Source organism: Flavobacterium oncorhynchi (assembly GCF_002217355.1).
Classification (GTDB): domain Bacteria; phylum Bacteroidota; class Bacteroidia; order Flavobacteriales; family Flavobacteriaceae; genus Flavobacterium; species Flavobacterium oncorhynchi.
Genome location: NZ_MUHA01000001.1, coordinates 198,350 through 223,671 on the forward strand (window position 1 = coordinate 198,350; position 25,322 = coordinate 223,671).

The 25,322-nt window shown below is 32.4% G+C and carries 23 protein-coding genes and 2 pseudogenes; 10 read left to right on the forward strand and 15 right to left on the reverse strand.

Annotated features, from left to right (window positions below; translation table 11 throughout):
• The 12 genes from B0A75_RS00945 to B0A75_RS01000 form a co-directional block, all read right to left on the reverse strand.
• Positions 1-2,718, reverse strand: coding sequence for a DNA gyrase/topoisomerase IV subunit A (locus tag B0A75_RS00945; protein WP_089052415.1), 2,718 nt, complete (start codon positions 2,716-2,718; stop codon positions 1-3).
• 22 nt (positions 2,719-2,740) lie between these two features.
• Positions 2,741-3,712, reverse strand: a complete 972-nt coding sequence (locus tag B0A75_RS00950; RefSeq protein ID WP_244284325.1) for a PDDEXK nuclease domain-containing protein — start codon at positions 3,710-3,712, stop codon at positions 2,741-2,743.
• 115 nt (positions 3,713-3,827) lie between these two features.
• Positions 3,828-5,696 carry a DNA topoisomerase IV subunit B gene (locus B0A75_RS00955; RefSeq protein ID WP_089052417.1) on the reverse strand — a complete coding sequence of 623 codons (1,869 nt, stop codon included), beginning with the start codon at positions 5,694-5,696 and terminating at the stop codon, positions 3,828-3,830.
• Between the two features lie 164 nt (positions 5,697-5,860).
• Positions 5,861-7,036, reverse strand: a complete 1,176-nt coding sequence (gene pncB / locus B0A75_RS00960; protein WP_089052418.1) for a nicotinate phosphoribosyltransferase — start codon at positions 7,034-7,036, stop codon at positions 5,861-5,863.
• A gap of 83 nt (positions 7,037-7,119) precedes the next feature.
• A complete protein-coding gene (locus B0A75_RS00965) occupies positions 7,120-8,049 on the reverse strand; it encodes a transglutaminase domain-containing protein (protein ID WP_244284326.1) in 930 nt (309 codons plus the stop codon).
• 54 nt (positions 8,050-8,103) lie between these two features.
• Positions 8,104-8,628: an NADPH-dependent FMN reductase gene (locus B0A75_RS00970; RefSeq protein ID WP_089052420.1), complete on the reverse strand. Its 525-nt coding sequence runs from the start codon at positions 8,626-8,628 to the stop codon at positions 8,104-8,106.
• Positions 8,629-8,742: 114 nt separating this feature from the next.
• Positions 8,743-9,660, reverse strand: coding sequence for a YihY/virulence factor BrkB family protein (locus B0A75_RS00975; protein ID WP_089052421.1), 918 nt, complete (start codon positions 9,658-9,660; stop codon positions 8,743-8,745).
• Positions 9,661-9,752: 92 nt separating this feature from the next.
• Positions 9,753-10,427, reverse strand: coding sequence for a hypothetical protein (locus tag B0A75_RS00980; protein ID WP_089052422.1), 675 nt, complete (start codon positions 10,425-10,427; stop codon positions 9,753-9,755).
• Between the two features lie 8 nt (positions 10,428-10,435).
• Entirely contained in the window at positions 10,436-11,113 is a 678-nt protein-coding gene (locus B0A75_RS00985; RefSeq protein ID WP_089052423.1) for a TIGR02117 family protein, read from the reverse strand.
• 383 nt (positions 11,114-11,496) lie between these two features.
• Positions 11,497-12,591: a redox-regulated ATPase YchF gene (gene ychF / locus B0A75_RS00990; RefSeq protein WP_089052424.1), complete on the reverse strand. Its 1,095-nt coding sequence runs from the start codon at positions 12,589-12,591 to the stop codon at positions 11,497-11,499.
• Between the two features lie 309 nt (positions 12,592-12,900).
• The gene (locus B0A75_RS00995; RefSeq protein WP_089052454.1) at positions 12,901-14,064 is read right to left on the reverse strand and encodes a hypothetical protein; all 1,164 of its coding nucleotides are present in this window, start codon (positions 14,062-14,064) and stop codon (positions 12,901-12,903) included.
• 175 nt (positions 14,065-14,239) lie between these two features.
• The gene (locus B0A75_RS01000) at positions 14,240-14,593 is read right to left on the reverse strand and encodes a 4Fe-4S dicluster domain-containing protein (protein WP_089052425.1); all 354 of its coding nucleotides are present in this window, start codon (positions 14,591-14,593) and stop codon (positions 14,240-14,242) included.
• Between the two features lie 136 nt (positions 14,594-14,729).
• On the opposite strand from B0A75_RS01000, the gene B0A75_RS01005 reads away from it, so the two are divergent.
• From B0A75_RS01005 to B0A75_RS01030, 6 genes are all read left to right on the forward strand, one after another.
• The gene (locus B0A75_RS01005; protein ID WP_089052426.1) at positions 14,730-15,803 is read left to right on the forward strand and encodes an acyl-CoA reductase; all 1,074 of its coding nucleotides are present in this window, start codon (positions 14,730-14,732) and stop codon (positions 15,801-15,803) included.
• A gap of 92 nt (positions 15,804-15,895) precedes the next feature.
• The gene (serC, locus tag B0A75_RS01010) at positions 15,896-16,966 is read left to right on the forward strand and encodes a 3-phosphoserine/phosphohydroxythreonine transaminase (RefSeq protein ID WP_089052427.1); all 1,071 of its coding nucleotides are present in this window, start codon (positions 15,896-15,898) and stop codon (positions 16,964-16,966) included.
• 175 nt (positions 16,967-17,141) lie between these two features.
• The gene (locus tag B0A75_RS01015; RefSeq protein ID WP_089052428.1) at positions 17,142-18,092 is read left to right on the forward strand and encodes a D-2-hydroxyacid dehydrogenase; all 951 of its coding nucleotides are present in this window, start codon (positions 17,142-17,144) and stop codon (positions 18,090-18,092) included.
• Positions 18,093-18,196: 104 nt separating this feature from the next.
• A complete protein-coding gene (locus B0A75_RS01020) occupies positions 18,197-18,754 on the forward strand; it encodes a DUF937 domain-containing protein (RefSeq protein ID WP_089052429.1) in 558 nt (185 codons plus the stop codon).
• Positions 18,755-18,953: 199 nt separating this feature from the next.
• Positions 18,954-19,385 carry a DUF6146 family protein gene (locus B0A75_RS01025; RefSeq protein ID WP_089052430.1) on the forward strand — a complete coding sequence of 144 codons (432 nt, stop codon included), beginning with the start codon at positions 18,954-18,956 and terminating at the stop codon, positions 19,383-19,385.
• 31 nt (positions 19,386-19,416) lie between these two features.
• Positions 19,417-19,719, forward strand: coding sequence for a DUF6787 family protein (locus tag B0A75_RS01030; protein ID WP_089052431.1), 303 nt, complete (start codon positions 19,417-19,419; stop codon positions 19,717-19,719).
• Here B0A75_RS01030 and B0A75_RS01035 read toward each other — a convergent pair.
• Together B0A75_RS01035 and B0A75_RS01040 are read right to left on the reverse strand one after the other, a co-directional pair.
• Positions 19,716-20,018, reverse strand: a complete 303-nt coding sequence (locus B0A75_RS01035; RefSeq protein WP_165765071.1) for a hypothetical protein — start codon at positions 20,016-20,018, stop codon at positions 19,716-19,718. The two genes, B0A75_RS01030 and B0A75_RS01035, sit on opposite strands and share 4 nt — an antisense overlap.
• Positions 20,019-20,029: 11 nt before the next feature.
• Positions 20,030-20,761, reverse strand: coding sequence for a phosphodiester glycosidase family protein (locus B0A75_RS01040; RefSeq protein WP_089052432.1), 732 nt, complete (start codon positions 20,759-20,761; stop codon positions 20,030-20,032).
• A gap of 151 nt (positions 20,762-20,912) precedes the next feature.
• Between B0A75_RS01040 and B0A75_RS20835 the strand changes: the two are divergent.
• From B0A75_RS20835 to B0A75_RS01055, 4 genes and pseudogenes are all read left to right on the forward strand, one after another.
• Positions 20,913-21,125: pseudogene (locus B0A75_RS20835) on the forward strand (ATP-binding cassette domain-containing protein); the annotation flags it as partial.
• A 216-nt stretch (positions 21,126-21,341) separates the two neighbouring features.
• Positions 21,342-21,791, forward strand: a pseudogene (locus B0A75_RS20840) (ABC transporter ATP-binding protein); the annotation flags it as partial.
• A 32-nt stretch (positions 21,792-21,823) separates the two neighbouring features.
• Positions 21,824-22,588, forward strand: a complete 765-nt coding sequence (locus tag B0A75_RS01050) for a TIGR02757 family protein (RefSeq protein ID WP_089052434.1) — start codon at positions 21,824-21,826, stop codon at positions 22,586-22,588.
• A gap of 102 nt (positions 22,589-22,690) precedes the next feature.
• Positions 22,691-24,043, forward strand: a complete 1,353-nt coding sequence (locus B0A75_RS01055) for a DEAD/DEAH box helicase (protein WP_089052456.1) — start codon at positions 22,691-22,693, stop codon at positions 24,041-24,043.
• A 155-nt stretch (positions 24,044-24,198) separates the two neighbouring features.
• Here the strand turns inward: B0A75_RS01055 and B0A75_RS01060 are convergent, their stop codons facing one another.
• Positions 24,199-25,314 carry a lactonase family protein gene (locus tag B0A75_RS01060; RefSeq protein WP_089052435.1) on the reverse strand — a complete coding sequence of 372 codons (1,116 nt, stop codon included), beginning with the start codon at positions 25,312-25,314 and terminating at the stop codon, positions 24,199-24,201.
• Between the last annotated feature and the right edge of the window lie 8 nt (positions 25,315-25,322).

Here is a 25,322-nt window from a genome sequence, read left to right on the forward strand (position 1 = left end):
TTATTCTAAAATCAAACCAATCTGGCCATCATCTTCTAATTCTGTTTCGACTGAATCATCTTCTGGCAATTCTGGTTTTTCTGGAACTTCTTCTACAGGTTCTTCAAAAGGAAGCGGATCCAACAAATTAACTTGTTTTAATTTATCTGCCGTTAATTGATTCCCTAAAGCTTTAAAACCTTTTACGGCAATAAAATCTTCAACATCAATATGCAGATCTTCTTTTTGAACTCCTTTTACTTTTGCAAAAACTAATTGCGCTACAGGACGATAATCCGTTGATACAATTTCTAGCTGCGAATTTGGATGATCTGTAATAAAACTCTCTTCTTTTCCTTCGTTTTCTACCAAGAAACGTTTTAAGAAATAACGTTCTTTTTCTCCATCGTAATAAATCGCCGAAATTGGTTTTTTAGGTTTCCATTTTTCCAACACAATCATATCTTCCTCAAAATGAGTAGATAATTCTGGAATAATAACTTTTAATTTTCCAGTCTGACTGATTACTAAAATTTTATCACTTGGTTTAAATTCTCCAAGCAATTCTCCTCTAGCATCAACATTCAAACGTTTAACAGTATCATCAAACCAAACTTTTCTTGGCAGTAAAGTCGAAATCCCCTTTTCCTTTAATTCAATTTTTTTGATTGGATATTTGGTCACTAAATTTCCTTTAGAACCACGTCCTTTAATTGCCAATTTAGCAAAATCAATATCGAATTTCAGTTTTTTAATAGTTCCTATTTGACGCAATAAAATAGTTACAACCTCAGCTTCTCCATTCGGGTTATGTGAAAAATACACAACTTGCGAACCATTTGTTCCGTTTGTTAAATCGTACGCTTTATCACGTGTCACACCCGAAACATTGAAACGTTTGATATACGACGGACCTGATTTTCCATCACGATACATCATGTTGTAAATAGTACGTTTATCACTCTTATCAAAAACGGCAGCGTGTATAATATCTTTTCCAATAAAAGTTTTCGCATCTACTTTTGTAATCATTAATGTTCCATCTCGTAAAAACACAATGACATCATCAATATCAGAACAATCACCTACGTATTCGTCTTTCTTTAAACTCGTTCCTACGAAACCTTCTTCACGGTTTACGTATAGTTTTGTGTTACGTAAAACTACTTTTGTAGCTTCAACATTATCAAAAACACGAAGTTCTGTCTGACGTTCTCTGCCCTTTCCGTATTTCTCTTTTAATTTAGTGAAATATGCAATTGCAAAATCTGTCAAATGTTCCAGATTATGCTCTACTTCTTTCATCTCTTCTTCTAACCTTGAAATCAATTCATCGGCTTTATCAGAATCGAAACGTGTAATACGAATCATCGGAATTTGAGTCAAACGCTGTAAATCTTCATCAGTAATTTCTCTGACAAATGATTTTTTGAAAGGCTCAAAACGATCGTATAAATATTTGTAAAGTGATTCTCTGTCTCCATATAATTTGAAGTCGATATACATTTCTTCACGAATGAAGATTTTTTCTAAAGTAGAGAAATGCCACTTATTTTTTAATTCTTCTAACTGAATTTCTAATTCCTGACGAAGTAAATCAACCGTTCTGTGTGTTGATATTTTCAACATTTCAGAAACTCCGATAAACAATGGTTTATTATCTTCAATAACACATCCTAAAGGCGCTACAGATGTTTCGCAGGCAGTAAATGCAAATAACGCATCAATTGTTTTGTCTGGAGAAACACCTGGAAAAAGGTGAATTAAGATCTCAACATCAGCAGCAGTGTTATCTTCAATTTTCTTTATTTTGATTTTACCTTTTTCATTGGCTTTCAAAATACTGTCAATCAAACTAGATGTGTTGGTTGAAAACGGAATCTGTGTAATCACCAATGTATTCTTGTCTAATTGCGAAATTTTAGCACGCACACGCACACGTCCGCCACGAAGTCCATCATTATAATTTGACACATCGGCAATACCTTGCGTCATGAAATCAGGATATAATGTAAAAGGTTTTCCTTTTAAAATCTTGATAGAAGCATCGATTAACTCATTGAAGTTATGAGGTAAAACTTTTGTCGAAAGTCCAACCGCAATACCTTCTGCTCCTTGTGCCAAAAGCAATGGAAATTTTACCGGAAGATTATTTGGTTCTGCACGACGACCGTCATATGAAACACCCCAATCAGTGATTTTTGGAGAATACAAAACCTCCAAAGCAAATTTAGATAAACGTGCCTCAATATAACGCGAAGCTGCTGCTCCGTCACCCGTTAAGATATTTCCCCAGTTTCCCTGGCAATCAATCAATAAATCCTTTTGACCAATTTGCACCATGGCATCGCCAATACTCGCATCTCCGTGTGGGTGATACTGCATGGTGTGACCAACAACATTGGCTACTTTGTTATAACGACCATCATCCAGCTCTTTTAAAGAGTGCATAATACGACGCTGAACCGGTTTAAATCCGTCCTCGATAGCGGGAACTGCACGTTCCAGAATTACATACGAAGCATAATCCAAAAACCAGTCTTTGTACATTCCCGTTACTTTGGTAATAACGTCTTCTCCTTCTTCTTCCTGATTTTCGTAAAAATGCTGTCCTTCGAAATTCTTTGCATCTACATTTATAATATCATCTGAATCATCTTGATTTTCATCAAATTGATTTTCATCTGAATTATTCTCGTCGTCGTTTGGAATTATGTTATCGTCTTCTTCGTCTTTCATTTAATTATATCTAATTATAATTTTATTTGTTTTCAAGAAGTTCTTTTAAAACTTCAACGCTAGGTAAAACGGTTTTATATTTACTTGCAAAAATCTGCTCATTATTTTCTGGCAATGTATATTTTACTACGGCTTCACTTTTATTTTGGCAAAGTACTATTCCGATTGTTTTATTTTCATCTTCCAATCTCATTTCTCTGTCATAATAATTGACATACATTTGCATCTGACCTAAATCCTGATGTTTTAATTCTCCTATTTTCAAATCAATAAGTACAAAACATCTTAATATTCTATTGTAAAAAACTAAATCAATTCTAAAATGTTTATCATCAAAAGTAATTCTTTCCTGTCTTGCTACAAAAGTAAAACCATGACCTAATTCTAATAAAAACTGCTCTAGTTTATTAATGATTTCTTCTTCTAATTGAGATTCTGAATATTGATGCAATTCTGGCAATCCTAAAAATTCTAATATGTAAGGATCTTTAATAATATCTTTTGGTTTTTCAATAATCTGGCCTTGTTCTGAGAGCTTTAAAATTCCTTCTTTATCTCTGCTTAAAGCCAATCGTGCGTAAAGTGCCGTATCGTATTGGCGTTTTAGTTCTCTGACACTCCAATTATTTTTTTCAGATTCAATTTTGTAAAACCGTCTTTCTTTTTCATCTTCAATTCGCATTAAAAAGACATAATGGGTAAATGTCAATTTAAAAAATGAAGTCAAAGTTTGATAATCTATTTCATTAAATTCCGCAGACACTGACTGCGCTTTTTGAATTTGCAAAATCCGAGTCAGTGACTCGGAAATTGAGAAAGTCAAATAAAACTTTCTCATATTACTTAAATTATCAACTGAAAAACCTTTACCAAACTCTTTTGTCAACTGTTGAGAAAGACTTTGCAAAAGCTGTTTTCCATATTCAGCCCTATCTTTCCCATTTTGCTCTTCTTCAACAATTATTCTTCCAATTTGAAAATAAGTAATTGTCATTGTTGAATTTACGGTGTGCAAAACCTGTTGTCGGGCATTTTGCAATAACTCGGCAACTTGTTTGAAAATAATTTTATTTTGAAGACCGTCTGACAATAGATTCTACTTTAAAATTCTAAGCTTCTTCAAGCTCATCAATCTCCACCTTCAAGTTCTTGATAATAAACTCTTGCCTATCCGGAGTATTTTTTCCCATATAGAAAGATAACAACTGCTCAATTGAGGTATGTTTATCCATCATAACCGGATCAAGTCTAATAGTATCTCCAATAAAGTTTTTGAACTCATCTGGCGAAATCTCTCCTAAACCTTTAAATCGGGTGATTTCTGGTTTTGGTTTTAGTTTTTCGATCGCGTCTTTTCTTTCGTCTTCAGAATAACAATAAATCGTTTCTTTTTTGTTACGAACCCTGAAAAGTGGTGTTTGCAAAATATACAAATGTCCTTCTTTGATTAATTCTGGGAAAAACTGCAAAAAGAAAGTAATTAAAAGCAAACGAATGTGCATTCCGTCGACATCGGCATCGGTTGCAATTACGATGTTGTTGTAACGTAATTTTTCTAATCCGTCTTCGATATCTAATGCTGCTTGCAATAAGTTGAATTCTTCGTTTTCATACACAATTTTTTTCGTCATTCCGTATGAATTCAAAGGCTTACCACGTAAACTGAAAACGGCTTGTGTATTCACGTCACGCGACTTTGTAATAGATCCAGAAGCCGAATCTCCCTCGGTAATAAAAAGCGTACTCTCTAAGTTTCTTGGGTTTTTGGTGTCTGGAAGATGCGCTCTACAGTCTCTTAATTTTTTATTGTGAAGATTGGCTTTCTTAGCACGATCTGTTGCCAGTTTTCTAATTCCTGATAATTCTTTACGCTCGCGTTCTGCCTGAAGAATTTTACGAAGTAAAGCCTCAGCAGTTGTTGGATTTTTATGCAGGTAATTATCTAACTTCGTTTTGATAAAGTCATTTACGAAAGTACGAACAGAAACCGTTGGTGTTCCGTCGTCAGAACCCATATCTGTAGAACCTAATTTTGTTTTGGTCTGAGACTCAAAAACAGGCTCCATCACTTTAATACTAATCGCACTCACAATCGATTTACGAACATCAGATGCTTCGAAATTCTTATTATAAAACTCACGAATCGTTTTTACAACGGCTTCACGATACGCCGCTAAGTGCGTTCCTCCTTGCGTTGTATTTTGTCCATTGACAAAAGAGTGATATTCTTCGCTGTATTGTGTTTTACTATGCGTAAGTGCAACTTCGATATCATGCTCTTTTAAGTGGATAATTGGATATTCTAAATCATCTTCGCTGATTGTTTCTTCTAATAAATCACGAAGTCCGTTTTCTGAATAATATTTTTCTCCGTTAAAAATAATAGTCAAACCATTGTTTAAGTAACAATAGTTTTTAACCATTTTGATAACGTACTCTAAACGGAATTTATAGTTTTTGAATATTGTTTCGTCTGGCGTAAAAGTTACTTTTGTTCCTTTACGTTTTGTAGTATCAATTACATCTTCTTCTGAAACTAAATTTCCTGCCGAAAACTCCGCTGCTTTTTGTTTATCATCACGAACAGATTCTACACGGAAATAGTTCGAAAGTGCATTAACTGCTTTTGTTCCGACACCATTCAAACCTACCGATTTCTGGAAAGCTTTAGAATCGTACTTTCCTCCTGTATTCATTTTCGAAACTACATCGACTACTTTTCCTAACGGAATTCCGCGTCCGTAATCACGAACAGAAACCGTTTTATCCTTGATAGTCACTTCAATAGTTTTTCCAGAACCCATTACGAACTCATCGATACAGTTGTCTAAAACCTCTTTTAAAAGAATATAAATACCATCATCAGGAGAAGAACCGTCTCCCAATTTTCCGATATACATTCCGGGACGCATACGGATATGTTCTTTCCAATCAAGCGAACGAATATTATCTTCGGTATATTGATTTTGCTCTAGCATATATGAATTTAGGATTTTTTGCTAATGTACCATTTCTTAACAAAAAATAAAAGCGTATTTTCTTTTTGTTATGAATAATAACAGTTTAAAATCTATTTAAATTGATTTTAAAATAAAACAGGAGCTAAATTTATGGAAAAACTGCTTTTTCGGCAAAAAAAACACTATTTGATTCCGAGTACTTCTTTCGCCAAAGCAATCATTTCAGGCGTTCCCGTATTTTTGTTTTTTTCATCAGAAAGTTTTACAACGCCTTCCCAATGTCTGTTTTCAAGTTTTACTTCGGTTAATTTTATAACCATATTCATTGATGGCAAACCTACATCATTGGTAAAATTGGTTCCAATTCCAAACGACATCTTGATTTTACCTTTACAAAAATCTGTTATACTTTTTACTTTATCATAATTTAGAGAATCCGAGAAAACAATGACTTTTGATTGCGGGTCAATTCCCATTTTAACGTAATGCGAAATTACTTTTTGAGCAAATTCAATCGGGTCGCCGCTGTCATGACGAACTCCATCAAAAAGTTTAGAGTATTTTTTATCGAATTGGCTAAAGAAAATTTCAGTAGTATAAGTGTCTGTCAAGGCAATTCCTAAATCCCCTCCATAAACTTGTGTCCAGTGTTCTAGACTCATAAAATTAGCCATTTTAAACCCATATTGCGCTGCATGAAACATAAACCATTCATGAGCATGAGTTCCTAAAGGTCTGATATTATTAACCATCGCAAAATGTACATTGCTGGTTCCTATAAAACTTTCTGAACCAAACGTTCGAAGCGTATCATTTACCAAAACATGCACATCATAAGAATGACGACGTCGTGTTCCAAATTCTAAAATCGAAACTCCAAGCTTGTTATAATTGTCAATCTTGTTCTTGGTAAGCTCTTTTATTGCCTCGTCGTTTAAGCGAATTAAATGATTGGATTTATAAAAAAGCTCCGAAATTAATGCCATCAAAGGTACTTCCCATAAAATAGTACGATACCAATATCCTTCTACTGTAACTTTTATATCCGATCCTTCCTGACTAATTTGAACTTCTGAAGGATCATAAATATAACCATGCAAAAAGTCGAAATAGGTAGGATCTAAATAAGGACAATGATGAGATAAATACTGTTTTTCCTCTTTAGTTAATCGCAAATTAGCCATTGCATCAACCGATTTTCGAAGTAAATCTGCAAATCCAGGCGGAAAAATATGTTTTCCTCTATTTATAAAACCATAACGAACTCTTGCCTTTGGAAAAAGTTTTATTACAGTGTGCTGCATCGTAAATTTATAGAAATCATTGTCTAAGATCGATTTCAAAAAAGTTGTTTCCATAGCATATTAATTCAAGTCCTGAATGGCTAAGATACGGCAATTCGATAAAAGAAGAAAACCCAGCTAAATAAACCTTTCAGTATTTATTTTTTAATTATTTTAAAAGAAACAATACTGCTAGTATTTACATAAATGGTAATATAATCTCCTATGTTTTTATCGTAAGTGATTTGAAATTCTAAACTGCCTCGTTTTTCTTTTGAGTTTTGAATTTTAACGGGCTGATTCTTTTTATTGAGATAAAAAACTTGATCGGATTTTGAAACATTTTTGATTTCAAAAGTAATTTTATCTCCAAACTTAGCTTCAATAATTCCAGAATCTGGTGATTTAATTTTATAATCTTCTTCTATTGTTTTATTATAAATTAAAGGCCCGTTAAGAAAATCTTCTTTACTTAATTTATTTCCTAAATAAGAACCTGAATCTGGAAAGTGTTTTGCAAAAAAATAATCAGGATCAGTATCAAAATAAACAGATGTATAATCATTAACCATCCTTCCTTTGTTGCTGTCATAATATCCTTGTCCCCAAGTAACATCAACTAAGCGCCACTTTTTATCGATCAAAACAGTATTCCAAGCATGGTTTGAAGAAGTTGTTTTTCTTCCAATATCAGCCAATCTCGTTTTAGAATCTCCTCGAATTATTTCAGATTTAAGACCAACCAATTCAGCTAAATGTTGATACAAAGCCGTAAATCCTTCACAAACTGCTGTTCTAGAAGTAAAAGCTTTTTGAAGCATTTTATCATTCAACGCTTTAATTTTGCGTTGCTTTTCTGCTTCTGTCGAGTATGAGAAACCTTGTGTTTTGGGCGGATTTAAAAAAGCATTGTAATCGTACTTTATGTTAAAAGCCATCCAGCTGTAAATTGCTCTCGCTTTATCATAATCAGAATTGAAGTCTCTTTCAATTTTTTCTGCTAGTTTTTCTGTTGATGCAAACTTGTTTGGATATTTTGCAACTATTTTATCAACTTCACTAATTTTTTGAGCAAAAGTGTAATTCAAAAAAATACTGTTTAACAGCAGGAATATAAAAGCAATCTTTTTTTGCGGCATTGATTAAAAACTTGATTTGATAATATCTTTAAGTTCTTTATCTAACTCAGCATTTGAGATTTTATTTTCTGCTAAATCAAAATTAGCATTAAATACCGGTAATGAAAATGTAGCTTTTATTTGCGCTCCATATCTTGGTAAAGCATTATTTGCAATTTCTAAAACTGACGCTCCGCCACGCGCTCCGGGTGAAGTTGCTAATAACAACATTGGCTTTTGCTGAAAAATTTCTTTCATTATCCTTGAACACCAATCAAAAAGATTTTTAAATGCTGATGAATAATTACCATTATTCTCTGCCAAAGAAACCACCAAAAGATCAGCACTTTCTATTTTAGCCAAAAAAGCTTTTGCAAGTTCATGCTGGCCAACATGTTTTTCTAAATCAACGCTAAACAAAGGCATTGCAAAATCATTTAAATCTAAAACTTCTACATCAACATTTTCAAATAAACTTGCCGCGTAAGTTGCCAAGTGTTTATTGATCGACTGTGTACTGTTACTTCCTCCAAAAGCTATTATTTTCATATTGTGGTATTTTTATTTTATTTTTTTAACCATCTAAAGTTATTTAAGTTTGACTTCTTTAATTGAAGACAAAGAATTCTAAATGAACTTACATAACTTACATGGTTTATTTTTTTAGACGTTTTCAATTTCAAAAATCTCTTTTTGTATTTCTACAGAGTACTCATTTGGTGAAATACTGCCACCAAAAGTTTTTGCATAAACCTTAGTGAATTCCGCTCCAAAATATAAAATAATGGCGGAATAATACACCCAGACCAATATTATAATTACGGAACCAGCTGCACCATATACGCTGGCAATTGTTGAATTTCCTAAATAAAGCCCAATCGCAAATTTACCAATCATAAATAAAATTGCGGTGCAGGAAGCGCCAATAAAAGCATCTTTCCATTTGATAACTCCGTCAGGTAAAGTTCGGAATATAATTGCAAAAAGCAATGTAATACTCCCTAAAACAATTACTAAATTTATAATATAAAACAAGTAAACAGTAGTATCTGGCAAATAAAGCTTTAATCGCGCATTTAAAACGTCGAGTGTCGCATTGAGCATTAGACTTACAAGCATTAAAAATCCAACAGTTACAATCATTGAAAATGACATTATTCTGTTTTGAATAAACTTTTTCAAACCTTTATTAGGTTTTGCCCGTAATCCCCAAATATAATTTATCGAACTCTGAATTTCGGCAAAAACTCCCGAAGCTCCAATTAACAGCATTATAACCCCAAAAATCGTTACAAATAAGTTGCTGTCTGATAATTGAACGTTTTTAATTGCTTCCTGAATTTGTACTGCAGCATTATTCCCAACCAACCTATTGATTTGACCATACAATTGCCCTGTAACAGCTTCTTCTCCAAAAAAAACGCCGCAAATAGTAATTATAATTATCAATAAAGGAGGTAATGCAAAAATGGTATAATACGATAATGCTGCGCTTAACTTTATAGCATTGTCATCATTAAATTCTAAAAATGTCGTTTTTAATAAATACCAGGATTTTGAAAATACATTTTGATTTTTCATCTGCATATTCTTTGAGATTCTCTCAAATTTAAGCATTTATAAAAAAAAATCAATTCTTGTATTGTGATGGAATTTTATATTTTTTCCATGTCTCAGTTTGAAACTTTTTTAAATTCCTGATCGTAGCCTAGATTTTTAATTTTCAGAATATTTTTAAAATCTTTTCTTGTTGGTTTTATCAAATAAGAAAGCGAATCTATCATTTTTGCTTTTACAGCAGTAACGGAATCCAATTTCTTTAAGTCATCTGGTAAGTAGATACTCTTAATTTTAAGAACATTCTTTTCTAGAGACATCATTTTTATTTTCCAAAAAACAGAATCTCTTGTACTTAAAACCAACTGCCCATTGATACGTTTTAGTCTCTGATTATACGACAACCTAAACAACGTATCTATCTCTTTTCTAGATAATTCAATTGAATCTCCTTTTTTTAATACATCAAATTTATATTTTGTGTCCTTAGAAATTAATTTTCCATCAACAAGGTCAAATTCAGATTTTAAAGAATCTAGTTTTTGTTTGTGAATCCTGAATTTAAAATAATATTCCTTAGAAATTCTATAATCGTCAATTCTTAAAAGCGTAGAATCTGTGTTAATATATAATCCTTTAAATTTAGAAGGAAAACTATTTAGTTCAGAATCATTAATGGGTTGAGGATTCTCAAAACAAAATGCTAAACCTCCAGATTCTGCCGCCAAATCTGCTTTTTTACAAGAAATACTCATTGAAACTATCGTTAAAAATAAAATCAACTTTTTCATATCTGTAATTATTTATAATGACAAAAAATTCCTTTATCGTAAACCGTCCATAAACTCGCTTTTTGATTTGCGGCTTTCAAAGCACAGTTTGCCCAAGTATTACAGGTGTAAAAAAGACTGTAACTTCCTTTCGCTTCATAAAAGGCATCTTTTTTTCCGTAGCTGTGACCTTCAATCCATTCTGGTTTTGATGGATTATCGAAACTTTCAGAAATATAAGCAACCAAGTTTTGATAATTTTCTTTTGAAATCAAAATACGTTTGCAGTCTTCTCCTTCTTGTAATTGCTTATAAAATGTAGTATGTACAGCGGATGAACTCACTCCAAACGCAGCCTTCAATGCTGTGCTTGCTTTTAAGTCAGACCATTCTGGTGTGTCGAGATAAAAACCTTTGTCGCCCCAGCCAAAAGCGATAAAATTCATTATTGAATCTTTTGATTGGGTTTGATTGAATTGAATTTCATTTCGCCAATCTTTAATTTCATTTTTTATCGGAACGACAATATCGGTATGAACGCCGTTTGAAAGAATATAAATTGGAATCGCATTTTCTTCTTCAACTTTTGCAACATCTGAATTCACTGTGATTTTCGAAATAATTAAAACTGATGAAATGTACAAAGCCAGAAAAGTAAAAATTCCGAAAAGTGTCCAGCCTAGAAATTTGAAAGTTTTTTTTAGCATTTTGATTGATTGGTTTTAGATTAGTAATTGGTTAATTTTTCTCTAACCAATTTTTGAGCCAAATTTTTTCAAGTTGCTAATTCATTTGCGAAATGGCACACGGATTTTACTGATTCGCTTTCGCGAAAGCGCGGATTTGAACGGATTTTAAAAAAAAACTACAACGCAAAAGTACAGTTTGTCATTTCGACGAAGGAGAAATCTCCGCTAGAAACTCGACAAAGATTGGCGATTTTCGTTGCGGAGCTACTTGCGAAGATTTCTCCTTCGTCGAAATGACATACTTTGTGAATATTAACTTTTAGGCACAAAAAAACTGCTGAATCTCTCCAGCAGTTTTAGTCTATTCTCTTTCTTCTTTATTCTTTTCTTTAATAAAAAAATTAAACGTTGAAACGGAAGTGCATTACATCTCCATCTTTCACCACATATTCTTTTCCTTCAACTTTAAATTTTCCAGCTTCTTTTGCTTTTGCTTCAGAACCGTATTGAACGTAATCTTCGTATGAAATCACTTCGGCACGGATGAACCCTTTTTCAAAATCAGTATGGATAACTCCAGCAGCTTGTGGTGCTGTAGCTCCAATATTGATTGTCCAAGCACGAACTTCTTTTACACCAGCGGTAAAGTAAGTTTGCTGCTTTAATAATTTGTAAGCTGCACGAATTAAAACTGATGCTCCCGGCTCAGTTAATCCCATATCTTCTAGAAAAACTTGACGCTCTTCGTAGCTTTCTAATTCTGTAATATCTGCCTCTGCGCCTACTGAAAGAATAATAACTTCAGCTTCTTCGTCTTTTACTAATTCGCGAACTTGATCAACATATTTGTTTCCGTTTACTGCTGAACTTTCGTCAACATTACAAACGTATAAAACTGGTTTTGCAGTAATTAATTGAAAAGCTTCCATAAGAACTTCTTCATCATTGTTTTGAGGAATAATTGTTCTTGCAGATTTTGCTTGCAATAATGCTTCTCTAATTCTGTTTAACAAAGCTTCTTCAGTTTGAGCTTCTTTGTTTCCAGTTTTAGCTGCACGTTTTACTTTTTCTAAACGTTTTTCGATCGTTTCTAAATCTTTTAACTGTAACTCGATATCGATAGTTTCTTTGTCACGAATTGGATTTACATTTCCGTCAACGTGTACAATATTATCATTATCAAAACAACGCAAAACGTGAATAATTGCATTACACTCTCTAATGTTTCCTAAAAACTGATTTCCAAGACCTTCACCTTTACTTGCACCTTTTACCAAACCTGCAATATCTACGATATCCACCGTTGCCATTTGTACACGCTCTGGTTTTACCAATTCTTCCAATTTATTGATTCTTGGATCTGGAACGTTTACAACACCAATATTAGGTTCGATTGTACAAAACGGAAAGTTGGCACTTTGCGCTTTTGCATTAGATAAACAATTAAATAATGTTGATTTTCCAACATTTGGTAATCCTACAATTCCTGCTTTCATCTGTTGTTTCTATTTATTTTTAGTAGACTCCAAATTTCTGGAGTCAAGCCACTAAGCAGTATTACTTAATGGATTATAATTTTAAGTTTTTCTTTCTCTTTATGCCAAAATGATATTTTTGGACTTTAAAATTTTGCAAATATAAGATTTAATAGCTCTTAAGCGAAGTAAAAATGTTTATTAATAAAATTACTTTTATTCAGCAGCATTTTTTTTTTCAAAACTCGAGAAATCATGCTTCTAAATAATAATTTTACACAAAAAAATCCTGAATAAACTTCAGGATTTTTTTTGTTATTTTAATCAAAACTACATTTTAAACTCTAAGGAACTTACAATTGCCTTTTCTTCATCTGTAGCTGTTAATCCTGAAATATCCCAGTAATTGGTCAGGATTTTATTCTTTTTATTAAAAAGCGATTTCTCTTTAAAAACATCACTTTCCCTATAAGTAAAATTTTGTTTATTAAAACTTGTTGTTGTAAAACTGTTACGCACTTGAATATTTTTAACTGCATCTTTTAAAATAAGATTATAAGCTATTTCTTCGTTTGAGCTCAACAAATAATAATTCTTGCCATCAAATCTATAATCTACTTTTACAAATGATCTTGTAATATTTTTTGAATTTATAGTCGTCTTTTCTTCCAATTTGTCAATATTTTTCGGAGTTGCATCAATTGTAAACTCTAGAATAAGTTTCTTTTCTGGATCGTAAATAATTTCAAAACTATCAATTGCTTCTTTTGCTTTCTCCAAAGGTGTAACTGTCATAACATAGTAATCTTTATTCTTGGAATGACCTTTTATAATAAAATCGTATTCCTTTTTTGCTTTTGAACTTAAAAGCAGTTCAAAATATTTTAAGTTCGAATAATTTTCCATGATATTATTCAAATTATAACCTTTTAAATCTGCACTTACATCTGTATCTAATATCCCATAAGATCTGTTTTGTTCTACCAAAAGTGTTGTTTCTGCTTTTTTTTGATTTCCAACGAATTGAAAATTAACAAGCCCGTCATTATAATAAGAATACTGGTTATCGAGCATAAAAAACTCTCTTACATATACTTTTAGCCTATAAGATGCGGCCAGCATATGTACAGAATTAGAAACTATTTTTTGAAGTACTTTTTGAGGTGATTGTTTAGACAAAACAACTTCATCTAGTTTATTATTCTTACTGCTTAGATAAACTACAAAATTACTTTCTTTTAAGGAAGCCCATCGAATAGTTAAACTCTCATAATTAGTTTCAGAAACCTGTATATTAGATCCTCCGCTTAACACAAAAACAGCTTTGCCATCTTTATTAGTTAACAAAATCTGTTTGGTTTTCAAAACAACAATCGTTGCATTTTCGATAGGTAACTGCGTTTCTATATCTTTTACAACTATAGAATGCTCTTCGTTTTGTGCAGAAATACTAGTACCGAATAACACAATACATAGAAGTATAATTTTCCTCATAGGCAATCTTAAATTTTCAACTAAAGTATTAATTTTATTCTTACAAATTAAGAAAACCAAAAATCAAAATACTAAAAACCAACAAAATAGCCTCTTCACAAAACCTTAAATTTTGAGCAAAAAAAATCCTGAACATAATATTCAGGATTTTCTTTTTATCATTTATTCAGAAAGATTATTCATCTCCATGTAAAAACGCTTGTCTGTTTAACAAGGTTTCTTCATCTTCTACATGATTATCATCTGGTACACAACAATCAACAGGACATACAGCAGCACATTGAGGTTCATCATGAAAACCTTTACATTCTGTACATTTTCCTGGAACAATATAATAGATTTCGTCAGAAATTGGAGTTTGTGCATCTTCTGCATCAACTTCAGTTCCGTCTGGTAAAATTACTTTTCCTGAAAGACTAGTTCCGTCTTTGTATCTCCAATCATCAGCTCCTTCATAAATTGCTGTATTTGGGCATTCTGGTTCACAAGCCCCACAATTAATACATTCGTCTGTTATAATTATTGCCATTTTATTCTTGATTACGAGTTAAAAGTTATCAGATTCCCATTAAAAATGTCAAACATTTTATTCGGCTTTGCCTTATAACTTAATATAGCTTATTTTTGTGCAAAATTACAATCAAAACCTTTCATAAACAAACATTATGACATTAGAAACAAAAAAAAGTGTTTTTGTTGAATTAGGAAAATTTTTAAGTCAGTTTTCTGAAAAGGAATCCGTGAAAAAATCTGACGTTTTATACAATGAAGCTTTTTTTGATGATTTTGAAAAACTAATAACTTTATCACAATCTCACAATGGCTGGTATACTCCTGAACAGGTTTTCTTTGCCATAAAATCATGGGCAGATGCTTTAACGGAAGAAAACATTGATAAATGGTTTTCAAATTATTCGTCTGAGTTTGCTCAAAGCGATAAAAAAGAAAAGACTGTTGCCTTAATTCTAGCCGGAAATATTCCGTTAGTTGGTTTTCATGATTTTTTATCTGTTATAATAACTGGAAACAGAGCCTTAATAAAAACATCTTCTAATGACCAGCATTTATTGCCGTTTTTGGCAAAGTACTTAATTGCTGTTGATGAAAATTTAAAAGATAAGATCACTTTTGTTGAAGGAAAATTAGAAAATTTTGATGCTGTAATTGCTACAGGAAGTAACAATACAGCACGATATTTTGAATATTATTTTAAAGACAAACCTTCAATCATCAGAAAAAACAGAAATTCGGCTGCGATACTAAACGGAAAAGAAACTCATGAAGAATTAGAAGCTCTTGGCGAAGATATTTTTAGATATTTTGGTTTAGGATGCCGAAATGTTTCTAAACTTTTTGTACCAAAAGGCTATTCATTTGATGCGTTTTTTCAAGCTGTTTTTAAATATCAGGATGTTATTCATTATGAAAAATACGCTAATAATTACGATTACAACAAAGCGGTTTTTTTAATGAGTAATTTTAAATTGCTTGATAATGGCTTTTTGACCCTGAAAGAAGATTCTAGTTATGCCTCACCTATTTCGAGCGTTTTTTATGAATATTATGAAGATCTTGAAAGTTTACAAACTCGTCTTGAAGCAGACGAAGAGCAAATACAATGTATTGTAAGCAATAATTTGATTAAAAACAGTACTGCATTTGGTCAAACTCAAAATCCGCAATTGTGGGATTATGCAGATAACGTTGATACTATAACGTTTTTGTTAACAACAAAGTAATAAAATGTTCAAATATTTCGAATAATTTATCGCTTTTTCAGCTCCTATTGCCGAAATTTGCGTCTTTAAAATTTCGACTATTAACAACAACCATGAAAAAACACAACTACAGCGCAGGACCAAGTATTTTACCTCAGGAAGTTTTTGAGAAGGCATCAAAAGCAGTTTTAAATTTTAATGATTCAGGATTATCGATTCTTGAAATTTCACACCGAAGCAAAGATTTCGTTGCTGTAATGGATGAAGCTCGTTCGCTTGCTTTAGAATTATTAGGACTTCAAGGAAAAGGATATCAAGCCTTATTTTTACAAGGTGGTGCAAGTACAGCATTCTTAATGGCTCCTTACAACTTGATGAAAGAAAATGGAAAAGCGGCTTATTTAGATTCAGGAACTTGGGCAGCAGCAGCTATTAAAGAAGCTAAGTTTTTTGGAGAAACTGTTATCGTAGGATCTTCGAAAGAAGAAAATTACAATCATATTCCAAAAGGATACGAAATACCATCTGATGCAGATTATTTTCACTGCACAAGTAATAATACCATTTTTGGAACTCAAATGAAAGACTTTCCAGCAACTAAAGTTCCTGTTGTCTGCGATATGAGTTCTGATATTTTTTCACGTCAATTAGATTTCTCAAAATTTGATTTAATTTATGCTGGAGCTCAAAAAAACATGGGACCTGCAGGAACTACATTGGTAGTAATTAAAGAAGAAATTTTAGAAAAAAACGGAAGAACAATTCCTAGTATGTTAGATTATGCTAAACATATTAAAGCAGAAAGTATGTACAATACTCCTCCTGTTTTTGCTGTATATGTTTCGTTATTAACTTTACAATGGATTAAAGAAAAAGGTGGAATAGCTGCTGTTGAAAAACTAAATGACGCAAAAGCTGATTTACTTTATGCTGAAATCGACAGAAACCCATTATTTAAAGGTGCAGCTGCTGTAGAAGATCGTTCAAAAATGAATGTAACTTTCTTATTGAACAATGCTGATCACACTGCAGCATTTGATGCTTTATGGAAAGAAGCAGGAATTTCTGGATTACCAGGACATCGTTCTGTTGGTGGTTATAGAGCTTCTATCTACAATGCTATGCCAATTGAAAGTGTTCAGGTTTTAGTTGATGTAATGAAAGCATTAGAAAGCAAAGTTTAACTGGTTTAATCGTTTATACGGTTAATCGTTAATTTGATTAACTGTTTAATTTCTTCCAGCTAACTTAAATATCAAAAAAAAGAAAAAATTATAATATTGGTTCATCGATTAAACAATTAAACGTATAAACGATTAAATAGTTAAATCGATTAACCAAATAAACAATAAACACACAATGAAAGTATTAGCTAACGACGGAATTTCTAAAAGTGGAATTCTAGCCTTAGAAAAAGGTGGTTTTGAAGTTATAACTACAAAAGTAGCACAAGAACAAGTAGCAAATTTTGTAAACGAAAACAACGTTGACGTAGTTTTAGTTCGTTCTGCAACTAAAGTTCGTAAAGATATTATTGACGCTTGTCCTGGACTAAAAATTATTGGACGCGGCGGAGTTGGTATGGACAATATCGATGTTGACTATGCTAAAAGCAAAGGAATTCATGTAATTAATACTCCTGCTTCATCATCAGAATCTGTGGCTGAATTGGTTTTTGGACACTTGTTTTCTGGTGTTCGTTTTTTACATGATTCTAACAGAAATATGCCTCTTGAAGGAGATTCAAACTTTGACGGTTTGAAAAAAGCTTACGCTAACGGAACTGAATTAAGAGGTAAAACTCTTGGTATTGTTGGTATTGGACGTATTGGTCAAGCTACTGCAAAAATGGCGCTTGGTTTAGGAATGAAAGTTATCGCTGCTGACAGCTTTATTCCGCAAGTTGATGTAAAAGTGGAGTTTTTTGACGGACAATCTATCACAACTACAATCGTTTCTCAATCATTAGAATCATTGTTTAAAGAAGCTGATTTCATTACATTACACGTTCCTGCTCAAAATGGTTATATCATTGGAGAAAAAGAACTTGAAATCATGAAAGATGGCGTTGGAATCGTAAACTGTGCTCGCGGCGGGGTTATCGACGAAGTAGCTTTAGTAAAAGCTTTAGATTCAGGAAAAGTTGCTTTTGCTGGTTTAGATGTTTTTGAAAGCGAACCAAAACCAGAAATGGCAATTTTAATGCACTCTAAAATTTCTCTTACGCCTCACATCGGTGCTGCAACAGGAGAAGCACAAGACAGAATTGGTACTGAATTAGCTTCACAAATTATTACTTTATTGAGCTAATTAATTATATCTAAATTATTTAGAAGGGATTTATTAACATCGTTTAATAAATCCCTTTCTTTTTTTGATTAAATTTGAGTTCTAATCTAAAAACTCTTTTAATCATGTTTGAACAACTAACACAATTAGTACAGCAATACGGAGGTGATGCTGTTGTAAACAATACAGCTATCCCAAACGAACATAACGAAGCAGTAATAAGCGAAACAAGTACTTCAATATTTGCAGGCTTGCAAAAAATCGCATCTGAAGGCGGTGGCGAACAGCTTGCAGGTTTGTTTAACGGAAGTTCTCCAATAGACAGTTCAAATCCTGTAGTACAACAAATCACGCAGCAATTAACTGGAAGCTTGGGCGAAAAATTCGGCTTAAGCAGTGCAGATTCTTCTGGTGTAGCTTCAAACATGATCCCGCAAATCTTAAATTCGTTAGTTAATAAGGCAAAAGATCCAAACGACAGCAGTTTTCAAATTACAGATATTATCAGCTCTATTTCTGGAAATAGCGGACAGGCTTCAAATATAATGGATACTATTTCTAAATACGGAATGCAATTTGGTTTAGACCAAAATAACGACGGAAAAGTTGATATTGCTGATGCTGCAGCTTTAACCAAAAGCGGCGGGTTGGGCGGCTTATTAGGAAAATTATTTGGAAAATAAATAAACCATTTAGTTATAAAGGAACGCAGACTTAAAATATAAACTTCAAAAGCTGTTTTACTAAAAGTAAAACAGCTTTTTTTATAAAAAACATCTCTAAACATTTACAGTTTTGAACTTCTGAACCTCTTATACAAAAGTTAAATAGCAAGCTCTTCTGCTGATTTATTCGTAAATTTAGATTTGAATTTTAAATACCATGAAAAAATATATTTCCATATTCGCTTTTATTCTGACTATAGTTGCGTGTTCTACAGCTTCAAAAAATGTTGCTGCTGCTGATAATTCTATTAAGAAAGGAAATGATACTGTTAGAATTGCAAATGATTCGTTAGAATATGAAGTAATAATAATAGATAACGGCTTTAATACTTGGCTTGCTTCCAGAGCTTATCCGCGAAATTATTATTCCTTAACCTACCTAGAAAATAAAAATTATTTGTACGTAACCGAATGGAACAATAGAGCTATGCAGCCACAGCGTTACAATCCAAATTTATACGAAATGACGATCGATTACCGACGAGATATACATTATGGTTACGAAGTAAATTACCTTATTTATAATTATATGATTTATTTTCAAAATACTTACAAACAAAAGCTTTGGGGTTATGTCCCATCAAGATAATATAGTATATTTGTAATCATTACAAATAGCAATGAATAGATTAAAGAAACGTTGGGGAATTACCTCAAATCTACAAGCCATTATTATACTTATAGTTTTTGCCATTACAGGATCGGCATCTGCTTGGCTCTCTAAGCCATTTTGCATTTGGTTAGGCATTACCAAAGAAGATTTTGGAGTTTGGTTTACCTTAATTCGTCTTATTATTATTTTTCCAATTTATCAAGTTTTATTGGTCGCTATCGGAACCATTTTTGGGCAGTTTAAATTCTTTTGGAACTTCGAAAAGAAAATGCTTAAAAACATGGGACTAGGATTCTTGTTTAAAGACTAAATTTTCATACGTTCATTCGAAAAGAAATAGGTATAAATCCAAGTAAGTGTAAAAGAAGGAATAATATCTGTAAACGGAATTATTTCTTCGAGAAAAGTCAAAACTCCAGCCACTTTTCCAATACGTCCTTTATACATTCTGCTCATAATAAGAGCCGCAATTGGCGCCCAAATAACATCTGAAAATTCGCCAATTAAAGGAATTGAAAATGAAATCATACCAATTCCATCCAAAATTAAACCAATTATTAACTTTGACATTCTGTTATCTTCTACAACTGTTGTTTCTTCGATTTCCATCCTATTCATCTTTATTTTTTTCTAACTACTGCAAATAACACACCAAAATTTCCGTCCGTTTGAATCCACTTTTCCGAAGGCACATAAGCTCTCGACACAAAACCATCTAAATACAGCGCATTCCTGCATCCTAAGCCTTTAAAATACGCTGCAAAATCATAAAAATTTATTTCTTTTTTAGACAGTACAAAAACTACATTCCCATTTGGCAGAATTCCAACACCGTTTCTAATATTCAAGTTAGAAGACCCCTCTTTAAATTCGGGATGTATTTTTCCATCAATAACCAGCATAGGACCAGATTGCGTTGCATACTTTACTTTTTCATTATTTTGAAACTGTTCCGTTTTACAAATTACCGGCACATTTCCTGTTGTTATGTAAAATACTCCGTTAGGTTTTAAATAAAAATTTCCAACATCGTTTGTTGTATCTAATGCTGTTAATACTTTTTGTTTCTCGATATAAAGTCCTTGAGGCGAATTTTCTTTATTATACATTCCCGCATTCATTGCAAAATCTAAAACCTGATTTTGCTTTTCAATCCAGTCTTTTAAATGCTGAATGCTTTTAAATTTTTCGCCATTTTCATTTTTCCAAAACAATCTCAAATCTTGCTTTTTAGTATCAATTGTATACACTACAAAAGAGTTTTTATCATAAACTTTAGCACTTATAAAAATGATAAATACTGTGGCTGCAAATAGAAATAGTTTTAATTTGATATTCAATAAAACTTTCATAAATACGATCTAAAAATTTTATTACTAATTTATGTTGTTTTTCTCACAACCCACTTATTTATTGCGTTAAAAATGTTATTCATAAAATTCTGTTACAACCCATTTTTATATCGAGAGATTCTTTGTTTCTTTGTAAAAACAGTTTCACTACATGATACACGCAAAAAACATACATAAATTCTACGATAAACTTGAAGTTTTAAAGGGAGTTGATTTACATATTAAAAAAGGCGAAATTGTTTCGATCGTTGGAGCTTCTGGTGCAGGAAAAACAACTTTACTACAAATTCTAGGAACTTTAGACAAACCTGACAGCAATCCTGATTCATCATTAACGATCAATGGCGAAAATGTTTTGAAACTGCAAGATGTTGAAACTGATAATTCAAAAGAAGAAAGAACATTTAAAATCATTACTTGGACAAGTTCGATTTACATCATACTTCTGGCTGTTTTTTTACTGTTTTTCAGAACTAAAATCTTTGACGAAATAATAAGATTAATCACAATTGGCGCTTTATTTTTACCAATAATTTTAATGCTCGTTTATTATACAAGATATTTCAAAAAGAAAAGCAAGAAGGACAAAATACTATCCGATTTTAGAAATTTGAATCTTGGATTTATTTTTCAGTTTCATCAACTATTACCAGAATTTACTGCCTTAGAAAACGTTTGTATTCCTGCTTTTATGGCTAACAAACCAAAAGCCGAAACTGAAAAGGAAGCTAAAAGAATCTTAGAATATCTTGGTTTATCACACAGAATCAATCACAAACCAAACGAACTTTCGGGCGGAGAGCAACAGCGTGTTGCGGTTGCAAGAGCTTTAATTAATAAACCAGATGTTATTTTTGCCGATGAACCTTCTGGAAATCTCGACACACATTCGGCAGAGAATCTACATCAATTGTTTTTTCAGCTTCGTGACGAATTTGGACAGACTTTTGTAATTGTAACTCACAACGAAGAATTAGCCAATATGGCTGATAGAAAATTAATTATGGTCGACGGCCAGATTAGTAATTAGATTTTCTAATTATTTGAATATTTCATTTCAACATGAACCAAAAAGAACTTAAAGAATTTCTTGACGAAAAAGTCATTCAATATAACAATCAGGATTTTATTGAAAGTGATCCTGTTCAGATTCCGCATTTATTTACTCAAAAAGAAGATATTGAGATTGCAGGTTTTCTAAGCGCTTCAATTGCATGGGGAAATCGCAAAATGATTATCAAAAATTCGCATAAAATGATGGAATTAATGGGCAGCACGCCTTATGATTTCGTCATGTCACATTCTGAAGATAATTTAGCCGATTTAGAAACTTTTGTTCACCGCACATTCAACGGAAAAGATTTTGGCGGATTCATTAAAGGTCTCCAGCACATTTACAAAAATCACAACGGACTTGAAGCTGTTTTTGCTAAAAATCAGGAAAAAGACAGTTTACAAAAAAGCATAAGCGAGTTCAAAAAAATCTTTTTCGAAATCGATCATTTACCTCGAACACAAAAACACATTTCAGATCCTCTCAATAATTCGGCAGCAAAACGCATCAATATGTATTTACGATGGATGGTTCGCCAAGACACAAAAGGTGTCGATTTAGGAATCTGGAAATCTATTTCTCCATCCGTATTATCTTGCCCGCTTGACGTTCATTCTGGAAATGTAGCTAGAAAATTAGGTATTTTAGAGCGAAAACAAAACGATGGTAAAGCACTTGCTCAATTAGATCAAAAATTACGAGAAATGGATGCTCAAGATCCTGTAAAATACGATTTTGCTTTGTTTGGCTTAGGTGTTTTTGAAGGGTTTTAAAATTGAAAATCAAACAATTATAGCAACAAATAGTTAGATGATTCGAAAAATTTAGTGATCTAACCGCCATTTTAATGTACATTTGCACAAAATTTAATGCAAATGAGCACTTTCGAAAAATTCAATCTTCCAAAATCTTTACAAAAAGCAATCGACGAACTGGGATTTGTTACGCCAACTCCTATTCAGGAAAAATCTTTCTCTGTAATCATGTCTGGACGCGATATGATGGGAATTGCGCAAACTGGTACCGGTAAAACATTTGCCTATTTACTGCCTCTTTTAAAATTATACAAATTCACAAATACTAATACACCAAAAATTGTTGTACTTGTACCAACTCGTGAATTAGTAGTTCAAGTTGTTGAAGAAGTAGAGAAACTAACCAAGTACATGTCGGTTAAAACACTTGGAATTTATGGAGGTGTAAACATCAATACACAAAAAAAAGCCGTTTACGAAGGTGTCGATATTCTAGTTGGAACTCCTGGACGCACAATGGATTTAGCTTTAGACGCTGTTGTTCGTTTTGATGAAACTCAAAAATTAGTAATTGATGAGTTTGACGAAATGCTTAATTTAGGTTTTCGTACGCAATTGACGGCGCTTTTGGCAATGATGAAAGCAAAACGTCAAAACATCTTATTCTCTGCAACAATGACAGATGAAGTAGATGATATTTTGAATGATTATTTTGATTTCCCAGAAGAAGTTACGCTTGCAGCATCTGGAACACCACTAGAAAAAATTACTCAAATCACTTATAATGTTCCAAATTTCAATACAAAAGTAAATCTTCTAAAACATTTGCTTCAAACTGATGAAAGCATGGATCGTGTTTTAGTTTTTGTAAACAATAAAAAGATCTCGGATATGCTTCATACCCGAATCGAAGAAGATTTTGACGGACAATTTGGTGTAATTCACTCTAATAAATCTCAAAATTACCGTTTGAGTACAATGGCTGAATTTCAGGAAGGAAATCTTCGCGGTTTGATTACTACAGATATTATGGCGAGAGGTTTAGATATTTCTGATATTTCTCACGTTATTAACTTCGAACTTCCAGAATTACCAGAATTATACATGCACAGAATTGGTCGTACAGGTCGTGCTGATGCAACTGGAACCGCAATTAGTTTTGTAACCCCTAGAGAAGAAGAATTTAAAGTTGAAGTCGAAGTTTTAATGAACCAAGAACTTGAAATTACCGATTTCCCTGAAGAAGTCGAAATTTCATCGAAACTAATTGAACCTGAAAAAGACAAGCAGCCAATTAAGTTTTTAATGAAAAAAGTAAAACTTGAAGGTGACGGAGCTTTTCACGAAAAATCTAAAAAGAATAAAAAAGTTAATCTTGGCGGACCTTCAAAAACAAAAAAGAAAACACACGGTTCTGTCAATCGAAATATGTTGAAAACGAGAGATAAGAAGAGAAAAGACAGCAACAAATAAAATTTTAGACGCTAAGGTGCTGAGGGACTAAGGTGCTAAGTTTTTTTTCAAAATTATAAAAGGCTCAAAAGATTCATAGTTTTACTTTGAATCTTTTGAGCCTTTATTTTATCTTAGTATCTTAGAACTTTAGCTCCTCAGAACCTCAAAAAAAACTATATCTTCGTAAAAACCAACCCAACAGGCGAACACAATTGAATTCTTCTCCCTGTATCCGTAATTTTTCCAGTTGCAATATCTCTTTTAAAAATAACAATATCATTGGTGTATTGATGTCCTACTAACAAATAATTTCCCGTTGGATCGATTGCAAAATCTCTCGGTCCTTTTCCTAAAGTGCTTTGCTGTTCTACTAATTCTATACTTCCATTTTTTAGAATTTTATAAACTGAAATTGCATTAACATCTACACGATCAGAAACGTATAAAAAATTCCCATCAGGCGAAATCTTTATCGCTGCAGCCCCAGTGCCGCCTTTAAATCCTTTTGGTAAAATACTAGTTTCAGCAATTACTTTTAAACTTCCAGTTTTGTTATCATAACTAAAAGTTGTCAATGTCCCGTCTAATTCCTGAACCAGATAAACAAATTTACCATCTTTACTAAAAGTCAAATGTCTTGGGCCGCTTGCTGGTTTTACATCCACACTTCCTTTTAACGTCAATATTTCGTTTTTAGCAATTGGATTGTATCTATAAATAAAAACTTTATCTAAACCTAAATCATTCGATAATACAAACTTTTTATCTGGCGAAAAACAAACCATATGCACATGTGCTTTTTCCTGACGTGCTGCATTTGGCCCTTTTCCTTGATGCTGAACTAATTGCTGCGCCTCAGAAATACTGCCATCAGCATTTTTCTTAAAAACAGCGATGCTTCCACCTGAATAATTTGCTATAATCACATTTTTATCATCATTAATCAAATGGCAGGGATCTGCTCCTAAAGCATCATTTTTATTCAAAAAAGTAACCTTTCCTAAAGCTGAATCATAACCAAAAGCACTTACCGCACTTTGATCTCCATTTTCATTTACAGCATAAATAAACTTATTATCTGCTGAGACTGACAAATAACTTGGACTGACTACATTTTCTGAAGATCCTTTTAATTTAAATTCTCCAGAATCAGCATTAAATTCATAAACGTAAATTCCGTTACTTGGGCAGGTATTCGTATAAGTTCCTACTAATAAATTAAATTTATTTTGAGCTTTAGCAACTGTAAATACTAAAGCTGAAAATAACACTAGATATATTTTTTTCATACTTAATT